General features: G+C 47.3%; 12 protein-coding genes. All 12 read right to left on the reverse strand.

The genetic code is table 11. The annotated features are described in order from the left end of the window. Positions 1-8 precede the first annotated feature (8 nt). The gene (kdsA, locus tag Q0612_RS10350) at positions 9-827 is read right to left on the reverse strand and encodes a 3-deoxy-8-phosphooctulonate synthase (protein ID WP_021720673.1); all 819 of its coding nucleotides are present in this window, start codon (positions 825-827) and stop codon (positions 9-11) included. 14 nt (positions 828-841) lie between these two features. Beyond that, the gene (gene kdsB, locus Q0612_RS10355; protein WP_298884382.1) at positions 842-1576 is read right to left on the reverse strand and encodes a 3-deoxy-manno-octulosonate cytidylyltransferase; all 735 of its coding nucleotides are present in this window, start codon (positions 1574-1576) and stop codon (positions 842-844) included. Beyond that, the gene (gene lpxK / locus Q0612_RS10360; protein WP_298884385.1) at positions 1573-4104 is read right to left on the reverse strand and encodes a tetraacyldisaccharide 4'-kinase; all 2532 of its coding nucleotides are present in this window, start codon (positions 4102-4104) and stop codon (positions 1573-1575) included. Before lpxK ends, kdsB begins: the two co-directional genes overlap by 4 nt. Before the next feature lie 19 nt (positions 4105-4123). After that, positions 4124-5857 carry a lipid A export permease/ATP-binding protein MsbA gene (gene msbA, locus Q0612_RS10365; protein ID WP_298884388.1) on the reverse strand — a complete coding sequence of 578 codons (1734 nt, stop codon included), beginning with the start codon at positions 5855-5857 and terminating at the stop codon, positions 4124-4126. After that, positions 5854-6990, reverse strand: coding sequence for a lipid-A-disaccharide synthase (gene lpxB / locus Q0612_RS10370; RefSeq protein WP_298884390.1), 1137 nt, complete (start codon positions 6988-6990; stop codon positions 5854-5856). Before lpxB ends, msbA begins: the two co-directional genes overlap by 4 nt. Before the next feature lie 104 nt (positions 6991-7094). Then, positions 7095-7901 (reverse strand): LpxI family protein, encoded by an 807-nt coding sequence (locus Q0612_RS10375; RefSeq protein WP_304270725.1) that lies wholly within the window; start codon positions 7899-7901, stop codon positions 7095-7097. 4 nt (positions 7902-7905) lie between these two features. After that, positions 7906-8712 carry an acyl-ACP--UDP-N-acetylglucosamine O-acyltransferase gene (lpxA, locus tag Q0612_RS10380; protein ID WP_021720679.1) on the reverse strand — a complete coding sequence of 269 codons (807 nt, stop codon included), beginning with the start codon at positions 8710-8712 and terminating at the stop codon, positions 7906-7908. 176 nt (positions 8713-8888) lie between these two features. Further along, positions 8889-9335, reverse strand: a complete 447-nt coding sequence (gene fabZ / locus Q0612_RS10385; RefSeq protein ID WP_021720680.1) for a 3-hydroxyacyl-ACP dehydratase FabZ — start codon at positions 9333-9335, stop codon at positions 8889-8891. 3 nt (positions 9336-9338) lie between these two features. Then, positions 9339-10187: a UDP-3-O-acyl-N-acetylglucosamine deacetylase gene (gene lpxC / locus Q0612_RS10390; RefSeq protein ID WP_021720681.1), complete on the reverse strand. Its 849-nt coding sequence runs from the start codon at positions 10185-10187 to the stop codon at positions 9339-9341. A 21-nt stretch (positions 10188-10208) separates the two neighbouring features. Continuing rightward, on the reverse strand, positions 10209-11099 hold the full coding sequence (locus tag Q0612_RS10395; RefSeq protein WP_298884396.1) for a lysophospholipid acyltransferase family protein: 891 nt from the start codon (positions 11097-11099) through the stop codon (positions 10209-10211). A gap of 15 nt (positions 11100-11114) precedes the next feature. Next, positions 11115-12137 (reverse strand): UDP-3-O-(3-hydroxymyristoyl)glucosamine N-acyltransferase, encoded by a 1023-nt coding sequence (gene lpxD, locus Q0612_RS10400; RefSeq protein ID WP_298884398.1) that lies wholly within the window; start codon positions 12135-12137, stop codon positions 11115-11117. 69 nt (positions 12138-12206) lie between these two features. After that, positions 12207-12614, reverse strand: a complete 408-nt coding sequence (locus tag Q0612_RS10405; protein WP_021720684.1) for an OmpH family outer membrane protein — start codon at positions 12612-12614, stop codon at positions 12207-12209. Positions 12615-12631: the final 17 nt, after the last annotated feature.

The raw sequence follows: 12631 nt of genomic DNA on the forward strand, positions 1-12631 counted from the left end.
CCCTACCTTTAGCCACGTACAATCTTGTCGATTGCCAGCACGTCGGTCAATAATTTTTCCAGATTATCCAGCTTAACCATATTCGGGCCGTCGCTCAATGCCTCTGCCGGATTATCATGCACCTCCAAGAACAGTGCATCAATGCCTACAGCCGCAGCAGCACGTGCCATATGCGGAACATATTGGCTCTGACCACCGCTGGAGGTACCCTGACCGCCAGGAATCTGTACGCTGTGAGTAGCATCCATAACTACGGGATAACCAAGCTCACGCATAATGGCCAGACCACGCATATCGGTTACCAATGTGTTGTAGCCGAAGCTTGCACCGCGCTCGGTCAGCATAATGTTATGATTGCCTGCTTCCTCAACCTTTTTGATAACATTCTTCATGTCCCAAGGTGCGAGGAACTGGCCTTTTTTTACATTAACAGTCTTGCCGGTTTTGGCAGCTGCATAAACCAAATCAGTCTGACGGCACAGGAAAGCCGGGATTTGCAGAATATCTACAACCTCGGCAGCCTTATCAGCCTGCCAGGGCTCGTGGATATCGGTTACTACAGGAACGCCCAGATCCTTTTTAATCTGTGCCAGAAGCTTTAAGCCCTCTTCAATGCCGGGTCCGCGGAAAGAAGCATAAGAGGAACGGTTAGCCTTATCAAAGGAAGCCTTAAATACATAGGGAATGCCCAGCTTGTCGCAGATTGCTTTTGTACGCTGACCAATCATCAGGCTGCGCTCATAGCCTTCGAGCACGCAGGGACCTGCCATCAGCATCAGGGGATGGCCCTGACCTACTTCATAATTACCAACTTTAACGATTTGCATAAGTATCCTCCAGCTTATTTATTCATTTTAGCAAACAGCTCATTGACTGCTGCCAAATCCTCGGGGGTATCAACACCGATGCCCTGGAAATCGCTTTCCAGAACTTTAATCTTATAACCATTTTCCAGCGCACGCAGCTGCTCCAGGCTTTCCGCTCTTTCCAGCGGTGTCGGCTGCAGTGCTGCATATTTCAGCAGGAAGCTGCGGCGGTAAGCATAAATGCCTACATGCTTGTAAACCTTGTAGCCTTCAGGCTTATTGCGCGGATACGGCATCAGGCTGCGGGAGAAATACAGTGCATAGCCGTTAAGGTCGGTTACAACCTTTACGGCAGCAGGATTGTTGTAATCCTCCTCGTCCATAGCAACCTTCAATGTTGCCATCTGCAGCTCGCTGTCACCGGTAAAGCATTCAGCAAGACGGTCAATAACCTCAGGCGGAATCATCGGCTCATCACCCTGTACGTTAACAATAACATCAACATCAGGATAGTTCAGCGCTACCTCGGCCAAACGGTCAGTGCCGCTCGGATGGTCGGGAGAAGTCATCATTGCTTTGCCGCCAAAGCTGTCTACAGCCTTTTTGACAAGCTCATTATCAGTAGCTACAACTACCTCGTCCGGCAGCTTAGCCTGACAGGCACGCTCATAAACGTGCTGAATCATCGGCTTGCCTGCAATCAGGGAAAGCGGTTTGCCCGGAAGACGGGTAGAAGCATAACGTGCGGGAATTACGCATAAAACTTTCATTTTTTATCAAGCTCCTTTTTAATGGCATGATCAATATATTCTTTGAACTTATCCATACCCTCGGTAATACAGATATCCATGTTCAGGATATACAGAGGAATTTCGCGGGCAGAATAAATAAATTCAGTCGGAATCTTAACAGCATCCTTCGCCGTAGTAACCATCGCTACAGCCTTCAGGCTGCTGGCACGCTCGTTGATGTACTGCATTTCCAGCATACCGTAATCGTGATGGTCGGGATAGCGTACAGCCTCCATGATATTCAAACCTATACTTGACAGCGTCTGTTCAAAGGAGGACGGGTTGCCTATTGCGGAAAAGACCATAACATCCTTACCGCGCAGCTCTTCCAGATCCTTGATATTTTCGGAAATACCCTTGTACCAGTCGGCAATTTCCACAAAATTTTTCGGATGGTGAATACTTTCCACTACCGGTGCCTTGTCATTATATTTGGCAATAGTATGACGTAGCTGAATGCGGCTCAGCTTACTGCTCTGGTCGGTTTTAGTCAGCAGAAACAAATCGCCGCGACTCAGGTTTTCGAGCGGCTCACGCAGAGTACCACGCGGCAGCACACAACCGTTGCCGAACATATTCAGCGTATCTACCAGAACTACATCCAAGTCGCGTTCCAGCTGCCAGTGCTGATAGCCATCGTCCATAATGATAACCTCAGCATTCAGCTTTTCAACAGCATAACGGCCGGTAACAGCACGGTTTTTGCCGATGATTACCGGAATACCCGGCAAAGTCTTGGCCATCAGGTAAGCTTCGTCACCTGCTTCATAGGCAGTCATGAAAATCTTATTGCCGTCGGAAACTACGCCCAGCTCCTTGCCCCAATGTGAACGGTAGCCGCGGTTCAGGATAACAACGCGATAGCCCATAGACTTGATAATTGCCGCCATCTTCTGGGCGGTAGGAGTTTTACCGGTGCCGCCTACGGTAATATTACCGATAGAGATAACGCAGCAGTTCAGCTTTTCTCTGTGCAGCAGGCCGCAATTATACATAGACAGCTTGCAGCAGACACCAAACTCATATAAATAAGACATGCCACGCAGAACTGCCAGCAGCAGCCAGCCGAAGAACGGAGTTTCCGGACCATAGGCAACCTGCATAACATATTGGATAATCGCATCACCATGACGCAGGCGTCCGCCGCCTTCATCCGTCAGGTTACGCGTATTAATCGGATAGCTTTTGTATTCACGGGCAGGCACAGCAGTTAAATCAAGCAGTTCCTTGAGATAACGGATACTGCGCACATCCGCACCGCGGTTCTCTTTGATAACCTGCAAGGAAGCCGCACCCATCTGCGCACGACGCTCATCATTGCCCAAAATGTCCAGCATTTCCTTCGTCAGCTCATCATTGTTGTTCACCATCTTGCAGGCCTTAACCTTGCTTAACAGTGCATAGGAATCCTTAAAGTTCTGCATACTCGGGCCAACGAGAATCGGTTTGGCATGAGCAGCAGGCTCCAGTACGTTGTGACCGCCGGTATTGCTGAAGGAGCCGCCGACAAAAACAACATCGCCTACAGCATAAATACGTCCAAGCTCACCGATTGTATCAATAATCAGCAAAGGATATTCCTTACGCTCGCCGCTTTCCTCCAGCATTTTGGAACGGAAGCCTGTTTCATAGCCGTAATGACTTGCCAGCTTGGCAATTTCATCTGCTCTGGCAGTTTTACGCGGTGCGATAATCAAACGCGCATGAGGATATTTTTCACGGATAGCCTTAAAGGATTCAAGCAGTACCTTTTCTTCACCCGGATGCGTAGAACCGGCAACGATAATAGGATAATCCTCCTTCAAGCCAAGCTCAAAGCGATATTTTGCCAAATCCTCCGGCGTAACCTCGGCGTAGGTCTGGTCAAACTTGGTATTGCCGGTAACAAAGATTTTGCTGCGATCAGCACCAAGATGCGCAATATAGTCGGCATCAATGCTGGACTGCATGCAGAAGCGGGTTACGGTATTGAGCATATCATCCCAGATACCATAAAGATATTTGTAGTTTTTAACGGATTTTTCGGAAATACGGCCATTTACCATCATTACAGGGATATGGCGTTCGCGGATAGCACGCAGGAAGTTAGGCCACAGCTCGGTTTCTACCGGCATGAAGACACCAGGATGAATACGCTTAACCAAAGATTCTGCGACAAACGGTAAATCCAGCGGGAAGTAGATGATGGCATCTGCTTCGGGAATAATCTGCTTGGCCATGTTGTAGCCGCCTACAGTAAAGGCAGATACCAATACCGGACGATCGGGCATTTCCTTGCGGATTTGTTTAACCAGCGGACTGGTGGCAACAATTTCACCTACGGACGCACCATGAATCCAAACACAGTCCTTGCCGATAACCTTAGCGATTTCCTTTTCATCTACACAGCCCAGACTCTGCTTAAAGCGCAAAGCAAAGCCTTTTTCTGTAAACAGGCGGTAAGTGTAATAGGGGACAATAAAAATTACCAGCACTATTAAAATAAGAATATTGTAGAGTATATACATTTACTAACCTCTTTTCGCCTTACTTGGCTTCCTTGCTGCGATACTGAATCTTATACAGATGCGCGTACAGCCCGTCCATAGCCATCAGCTCATCATGGTTACCTTGCTCGATAAGCTGGCCCTTTTCCAGAACCATAATCTTATCGGCATTTTTAATCGTTGAAAGACGATGCGCAATAACAAAGGATGTTCTGCCTACCATCAGGCGGTCCAGAGCCTCCTGTACCACGCGCTCGCTTTCCGTATCTAGTGCAGATGTTGCCTCGTCGAGAATCAGAATCTGCGGATTTTTCAATATTGCCCGGGCAATGGAAATACGCTGACGCTGACCACCGGAAATATTCATGCCACGGTCACCCAGCATTGTTTCGTAGCCATCAGGCAATTGCATAATAAAGTCGTGGGCATTAGCAGCCTTTGCTGCTGCCTCTACCTCCTCACGAGTCGCATCAAGGCGGCCGTAAAGAATGTTATCATAAACAGAGCCGTTAAACAGCACTGTTTCCTGCGGTACGATACCAACCTGCTCACGCAGGGAATCAAGCGTAACCTTGCGGATATCATGACCGTCAATCGTAATGCTGCCGTTAATCGCATCATAGAACCGCGGCAACAGGCTGGCTACAGTAGATTTACCCGCACCGGAAGGACCGACAAAGGCAACCATTTCACCAGGCTTAACCTCAAAGGAAACATGGCTCAGCACCTCTTCGTTTTCGTTATAAGCAAAGCTTACATCATTGAAGCGTACATCACCCTTCACCTTCGGCAGAACTTTGGCATCAGGTGCATTTTTGATATCTTCCGGTAAATCAAGTACGTCAAAAACACGCTGCGCTGCAGCCAATGCCTTCTGAATATTGCCGATAACACGGCTCAAACGTTTAATCGGGTTAGAAATATTAACAGCATAGGTCAGGAAGGCTACCAGAGAGCCTGCGGTGATACTGCCATTGATAACGCTGTTGCCGCCGTACCAGAGAATAATGGAAACGCCGACAGCCGCAACAAATTCAATCGTCGGAGTAAGCGTTGAGGAAAGCTGTGCATACTTCATATTAGCACGGAAGTTGTTCATATTTTCCTTGTCAAAACGGTCCACTTCATAGCCTTCACGCACAAAGGATTTGATTACGCGCGGAGAGGAAGCAACCTCCTGCAGTACAGAGGTAATATCAGCAGCAGCCTCCTGAATACGACTACCGGATTTACGGATGCGTTTGCCAAAGTTGTCGATAAAGAAGAGTACCACCGGAAAGGTTGCAAAGGTTACAAGAAACAGCTTCCAGTCCAAATAAATCATCATGACAATAGAAGCTACTAAAATCACTGTTTCAGTAATCATTTCCACAACGTTGTCTACCATCGCAGATTGCAATGCACTTACGTCGTTGGTCACATAGCTCATAATCGTACCGGTTTTATGCTTGTCGTAAAAGCTCATGCTCAGGCGCTGCAGCTTTTCAAAAACGGCCTTACGGATATCAATAATCACGCGCTGACCAACATAGTTCATCAGATAGCTCTGACCATAATAAGCAATACCACGAATAACAAATACAACAATAATGCTTAATACTATCCAATTCAGCATAGTTGTATTTTTTTCACTCAACACCTGGTCAACCATATCCTTGATAACAAACGGCAAATAAGCTGTACCACCTGCAGCAATAATAGTACAAATTCCAGCTGCCAAGCCTCGTTTCCAATATGGTTTAATATATTTCAATGCTCGAAAGTATAAATTCATTTTCTCTCCTCAGTCATTTTTAAGATTAATTGAGCAACGCGGTTTACCGCACCGGGTTCACCAAGTCTGTGCTTCATATATGACAAATCGCTTTGCAACTGCGCCTGACGCTCAGGCTGCAAAAGCTCGACTGCAGTTTTGGCCAAATTTTCCGGGGTGAAATCCTCCTGCAGCAGCTCCGGCATAATTGTTCTGCCAGCTACGATATTCGGCAAGCCGATGTTAGGAATGTTAATTACCAGACGCGCTATAAAAGCGTTCAGTGCCGATGTACGATAGACAATTACACTCGGAAGTCCGCATAAAGCAGCCTCCAGCGTTACTGTGCCGCTGGTTGCCAGCGCCAGGTCCGCCACACTGAACAAATCATAGTTATGGCCTTCAGTAATTTTCACCTCAATACCATACGCCGCTATCTTTTCCTGCAGCATGACCAGCGGAATAGTATTGGCACGCGGCATAACAAACTGCACATCTGGCATTTTCTTCTGTAAAAGCTTGGCGCCTGCCAGCAATGTCGGCAGCATTTTTTCAATCTCCATCAGACGACTGCCTGGCATCAGCAGCACCAGCTTTTTGCCAGGCTGCTTGCCAGCCCACGCTTCAGCCTCAGCCTTTGCCATCGTCGGGTGCACAATATCTACCAGCGGATGACCGACAAATTCTACCGGCGCACCTGCTTCCTTATATACATCGTATTCAAAGGGGAAGATGCAGGCAACCTTATCCACTATTTTCGCAACCTTTTTGGCACGGCCCTTGTTCCAGGCCCACGCCGACGGTGCAATATATGATACAACAGGAATTCCTTTATCATGAGCCAGCTTAGCCAGCTTCATATTAAAACCGGGGTAGTCGACAACCACCAGACAGTCCGGCTTGCGTTCGTCCATAACGCGCGCAAAATCACTGCGCAGGCGGAATAAATCTGGCAGCTTGCGGATAACCTCCACAAAGCCCATTACGCCATGGTCCTTAATGTCCCACAGTACCTCGCCGCCAGCCTGACGCAGAGCGTCACCGCCCATGCCAAAGACCTCAGCCTTGCTATCAAGTTTTTTTATAGCAGCAGTCACAGCAGCTGCATGGATATCGCCAGAGGCTTCTCCGGCAGATATTAATATTTTCGCCATGATGTCTCCTTGCATTTACCTATATATATTCAGTATATATTATAACACAAAAAGCGGCTGACATAAGCTATCAGCCGCTAAGAAATACGAAATTTTTACGATATTTATTTTACAAGAATGGTAATATTGTGCTCATCTGCCAGCGCAATCACCTTTTCGCGCTCCGGAATGATAGTATTACCTGCTTCAATAACAGCTCCGGTAGCACCGGCATGAATCATAGATTCAATCGTTGTCGTACCAAAACCGGGAATATCAAAGCGTTGATCCTGCTTCGGCTTGGCAGCCTTGGCTACAATCACACCGCCCTTGCCTAAAAAACCGCCGCGCAAAATGCAGGCATCAGTGCCTTCAATTGCTTCTACTGCCATCACAGCACGATTTTTTACAACTACGGTCTGACCAATATCAAGTCCGCCGATAGCCTTCGCCATCTCAAAGCCAAATTCCATATCCGCAAGCTCTGCCTCTGTAGGCTTACGCTTTGTCAGAACGCCAGGCTGTGGCAAAAGCGGTTTGATCAGCAAGGTCTGATCCATAACCTCAATGCCTTCGTCCTCCAGCTCCTTAACAATCGCATTCATGATAGTATCATCCTTGCGGTCCGGAATAGTAGCTAAAATTTTTATCGCCCGCAGATCAGGAACAATCCTGCCTGCTTTGTACAAAACTTCCTTTGTTACCTTGCCGATCATGGTGACCTTGGTAACCTTATTTTTTTTCAGCGTAGAAATAATCTTGCCAATTTTGCCGATGTTGATATCGTAATAAGCATCAACACTGCCAGGCAGCTCCTCGTCAATCCCTGGAACAACACCTACAGCGACAACATGGTAACCCAGCTCCTTTGCCGAGCGTGCTACCTCTACCGGCAGATGTCCGACACCTGAAAGTACGCCCAGCACCTCCATAGCCTTAGCCTCTGCGTGTACGGATGATGCCGCGTTCAACATTACGCAGGAAACGCAGCAGATGTTCCATAGGCTCGGAGCTTGTCAGCTCCTGCTCCATAGTGCTGATTGCCTCCTGCAGTGGCAGGCCGCTGCGATAAAGAATGCGGAAAGCCTTTTTCAGCTCGCTGCGTTCTTCTACAGGCATACCGGCGCGGGAAAGACCAACGCTGTTCAGGCCGGAAACAAAGGCAGGATCACCGGCGCAGATCATGAACGGAGGAACATCCTGGGTTACACGTGCCATACCGCCAATCATTGCGTTACGGCCAATCTTGCAGAACTGGTGTACTGCAGACAAGCCACCGATAACAGCACGGTCCTCTACGATAACGTGGCCTGCAAGCGTAGCAACATTGGACATGATAACATTATTGCCTACAATGCAGTTATGTGCTACATGGGTGTAGGCCATCATCAGGATATTGTTGCCGATACGGGTTTCGTTGCCTTCGCCGCATGCACGATGAACAGTGCAGCATTCACGGAAGCTGCCGCCATCCCCGATAATGGTATAGCTTTTTTCACCTACAAATTTTAAATCCTGCGGTACTGCACCAATAGAACAGCCCGGGAAAAAATGGCAATTCTTGCCGATTTTAGTATATGGATGGATAGTCACATGTGCGCCAATCACGCAGCCGTCGCCAATCTCCGTATCTTCGTCGATAACAGCATAAGGACCTACGCTAACGTCCTTGCCGATTTTAGCAGACGGATGAATGATTGCAGTTTCATGGATACCACTAGTTGGCATAATAACCGAACTCATTATTTTCACTCCCCAAATAAGATATTAATCAAGCAATTAAATATAAATATAATACTATAATCACAGGTATCCACGATTTTTAACACTACAAAAATCACAGTTAAATGAATTTAGCATTAATTTGAGCTGTATTGCTCGCTTATTCTACCAATTACAGCTTTTTTGTATTTTGCTGATTAATTTTCTTTCGGGTCCATAATAGCAAAGGTGCAATCGCATTCGCAGGCAACCTTGCCGTCAACCTTACCCTCGCAATGAATGATACCCATGCTGCCGCGCATAATTTTAGTTACCTCAGCGGTGGTTACAACCTGGTCACCGGGCACAACCTGCTTGCGGAAGCGTACATTGTCTATTTTAGCGAAAACAGCAATCTTGCCGCGGTTTTCTTCCGGATACAGCATAGCAACGCCGCCAACCTGAGCCATAGCCTCAATCAGCAGTACGCCGGGCATAATCGGTTCATTAGGGAAATGACCTAAGAACTGCATTTCATTAGCGGTAATATTTTTAATACCTACTGCGCGCTTCATAGGCTCAACTTCCAGAATGCGGTCAACCAAAAGCATCGGATAACGATGCGGCAGAATCTTTTTAATTTCGTTAATATCTAATACTGTCATTTATTACTCCCCCTTTGTTCTGTAAGCCTGTATTTGCTTAGCGATTGCGGAATTAAAGGCGTGGCCTGTTTTTACGGCAATAACATGCGCTTTAATCGGTCCCAGCAGATACAAGTCGCCGATGGCATCAAGTATCTTGTGTCTGATCAGTTCATCGTCAAAACGCGGCACAGAAAGAATTTTTTCATCATCAAAAACAACTACATTCTCTAACGAACCGCCAAGGCCCAGTCCCATCTTACGCAGCATTTCCAGCTCGGAAGTAAAAGCCACTGTTCTGGCAGCCATAATATCCTTTTTAAAGCTCTCCTTATCGAGCAGGATATCGAAATACTGGGTTCCCAGCATCGGATGACTATTGATAGAAGTAAAAGAAATTCTGTAGCCGTCATAAGGTAAAATAACGATATAACGGTCATTGTCATAAACGGAAAATGCTTTATCAACGGCATATATATGACGTTCTGCCTCCTGCTGCACCGGTTCTGCTTTTTCAATTAGCTCGCAGAAAACCTTAGCACTGCCGTCTGTTACCGGCGGTTCCGGGGAAGACATTTCAATACGGATATTGTCAATCGCCATCATAGACAGCGCACCCATAAGATGCTCTACTGTAAAAACCTCAGCACCATTGGCACTAAGAGTTGTTGCCTTTACCGTGGAGCTTACATTCTCCGGCAAAGCTTTTATTTCCGGTCTGTCAGGTAAATCGGTACGGATGAAGATGATGCCTGTATCAGGTGCTGCAGGCTTCAGCGTCATCAGCACATCCTTGCCGGAATGCAGACCAATGCCAGAATAGGATACCTCTTTAGCAATTGTATGCTGGTATTCCTTTTTTTGTTCGGTCATTTTACTCCTCCTTTATCAAATTTATTTTTTTCTGCCAAAACGCTGGCGTCCGTCCTTCCAACGGTCATGCACCCAGAACCACATTTCCGGATGCGCAATAATCTCATGCTCCAGAATTGTAACCAGCTCACGGGTTACTGCGTAAAAATCCTGCTCCTTGTTTTTAGTTTTCGGGGTGTACAAGGGAGGATAAATTTTAGCAGTACAGCTGCCATCTGCATTATTGTGCAGAAAGATTGGTAAAATCGGTGAACCGTAAATACGCGAAAGCGCCGCCGGTCCCATCGGGATAACAGAATCCTTGCCGAACAGATCAATGCGCACGCCATCATCATTCGTATCCTGGTCGTAAAGAATACCCAGAAGATTTTTTTCACGCAGCATACGGCTGATTGCCAGCAATCCATGCTCACCACGGTTATAGGTAACCTTTTGTCCTACCATCTGGCGGAATTCATTGATGAGCTTATCCATATGACCATTATTCTGCTTACGCGTAATAGAAAGCATAGGATAGCCATGCAGCGCTACAGTTGCGCCTAAAAGCTCCCAGTTACCGTAATGGCCGGTAGCCATAATGACGCCCTTGCCCTGTGCATAAGCAGCCTCCAGATATTCCAGGCCTTCTACCCTTACTTTTTGGTCAATATTATCCTTATTCAGCAAGGGGAAGCGCATAACCTCCACGACCATGCGACCAAAGCGATGCAGGCTTTCTTCAGCGATTTGGGCCGCTCTTGCTTCATCAACCCCCAGGCATTCGCGAATGTTGGCCTCTGCCATCTGCATACGCCAGCGCGGTACAACCATTACTGCTACGCTGCCCAGGAATTTTGCCACCAGCTTGCGCAGCCACAGGGGTGAAACACACATAAATTTACTAAAAAGCTTGACTATATAATAACCTAACAAGCCTTCACCACCTACTTATTTTTTCAGCTCTGCCAGTTCCTTTTCCAGAGCCTTGACGCGCTTGAGCATATCGCCCACCTTGCGCAGATTTGCTTCCTGGCGCAGCCATTCCTTCATCGGCATTGCAGGGAAGCCACCCATAACAGAGTTATCAGGAACATTGTTGGTAATGCCGGTTTTGCCGCCAAAGACGCAATTGCTGCCAATGGTAATGTGGCCTACAGTACCAACCTGGCCGGCAAAGGTAACATTATTGCCAACAGTTACGCTGCCGGAAATACCAACATGCGCAACAACAAGACAGTTTTCGCCTAAGATATCGTTGTGGCCCAGATGTACCAGGTTATCAATCTTGGTGCCCTTGCCAACGATAGTGCTGTCAACGGTAGCACGGTCGATACAGGTGTTGTTGCCAATCTCTACATCATCCTGCAGCACTACATTACCGGTTTGCAGCACCTTGCTGTGCTTGCCGTTCTGGGTAATATAGCCAAAGCCGTCACCGCCGATAACAGAACCGGACTGCAGAATAACTCTGTCGCCCAGTACGCAATCCTCACGGATGGTGGTATTAGGATAAAGGGTACAATCCTTGCCCATTTTTACGCGTTTGCCGACATAAGCGTGCGGATAAATTACGCAGCCGTCACCAATCTCAGCATCGTCCTCTACTACCGCAAAGGGTTGGATAGCAACATTGCTGCCGATTTTTGCTTTTTTGGATACATAAGCATAAGGACTGATAACGCGCTCTACCTCCTCCTGCGGGCGGAACAGCTCCAGCAGGGCAGCGAAAGCTGCACGCGGGTTAGCAACTCTGATAACCGGACGGCCATCAAGCTCTGGATCCTCAGGGCTCAGAACCATTACACCGGCCTTGCTGAGATGACAATGCTCTACATGAGGCGGCACAGCAAAGGAAATATCCTTCGGACCTGCCTCCACCAGTCCATTGACACCGGTAATGAGCAATTCGGGGTTATCATGCTCTACTGTACCTTTTAAAAACTCAGCTAATTCTTGTACACTCTTCTCCATTTCATACCTCCACCATAAAGCTGCTTACGCAAAAAGCGGACGGACTACCCGCCCGCTTCAGGGTGCTGCTTATTTCATTTTTGCAATTACATCACTAGTAACATCAGTACCGCCTTGTGGAACAGCGCGCTTATCTAAAATAGCGCCCAGCTTTTTCTCATCGGAAACCTGCTTCAGTGCAGTATCCAGGCTGGCCTTCAGTTTATTTTGAGCCTCGCTTTGAATCAGCTTAGCCTTAGCGCCATAATCTTCGGCAACCTTTTTAGCATCATCGCCGGTTTTGCCTGCCATATCCTTATCCATCTGGGTTTTCAGGTCAGTCATTTTTTTAGTAACATCTTCCTGAGTTGTTTTTACGATAGGAGCTTCAGCTTCAATCTTGCTCATATCAACAGTACCAAAATCAGCATTGCGTCCGCTGCAGCCAAAAGTAAACATAGATGCTGCAATCATCAAACCAGCAATAATTTTTTTCATAATTTTTAACCTCACTT

This window comes from uncultured Phascolarctobacterium sp. (genome assembly GCF_937920985.1).
In the GTDB taxonomy this organism is placed as follows: Bacteria; Bacillota; Negativicutes; order Acidaminococcales; family Acidaminococcaceae; genus Phascolarctobacterium_A.

Excerpts from the sequence above, each read along its gene's own strand:
- lpxC (WP_021720681.1), bottom strand. The coding sequence starts at position 10,187 with ATGACCGAACAAAAAAAGGAATACCAGCATACAATTGCTAAAGAGGTA.
- Q0612_RS10375 (WP_304270725.1), bottom strand. The coding sequence starts at position 7,901 with ATGGAGGTGCTGGGCGTACTTTCAGGTGTCGGACATCTGCCGGTAGAG.
- lpxD (WP_298884398.1), bottom strand. The coding sequence starts at position 12,137 with ATGGAGAAGAGTGTACAAGAATTAGCTGAGTTTTTAAAAGGTACAGTA.
- Q0612_RS10405 (WP_021720684.1), bottom strand. The coding sequence starts at position 12,614 with ATGAAAAAAATTATTGCTGGTTTGATGATTGCAGCATCTATGTTTACT.
- lpxB (WP_298884390.1), bottom strand. The coding sequence starts at position 6,990 with ATGGCGAAAATATTAATATCTGCCGGAGAAGCCTCTGGCGATATCCAT.
- lpxK (WP_298884385.1), bottom strand. The coding sequence starts at position 4,104 with ATGTATATACTCTACAATATTCTTATTTTAATAGTGCTGGTAATTTTT.
- kdsB (WP_298884382.1), bottom strand. The coding sequence starts at position 1,576 with ATGAAAGTTTTATGCGTAATTCCCGCACGTTATGCTTCTACCCGTCTT.
- kdsA (WP_021720673.1), bottom strand. The coding sequence starts at position 827 with ATGCAAATCGTTAAAGTTGGTAATTATGAAGTAGGTCAGGGCCATCCC.
- fabZ (WP_021720680.1), bottom strand. The coding sequence starts at position 9,335 with ATGACAGTATTAGATATTAACGAAATTAAAAAGATTCTGCCGCATCGT.
- msbA (WP_298884388.1), bottom strand. The coding sequence starts at position 5,857 with ATGAATTTATACTTTCGAGCATTGAAATATATTAAACCATATTGGAAA.
- lpxA (WP_021720679.1), bottom strand. The coding sequence starts at position 8,712 with ATGAGTTCGGTTATTATGCCAACTAGTGGTATCCATGAAACTGCAATC.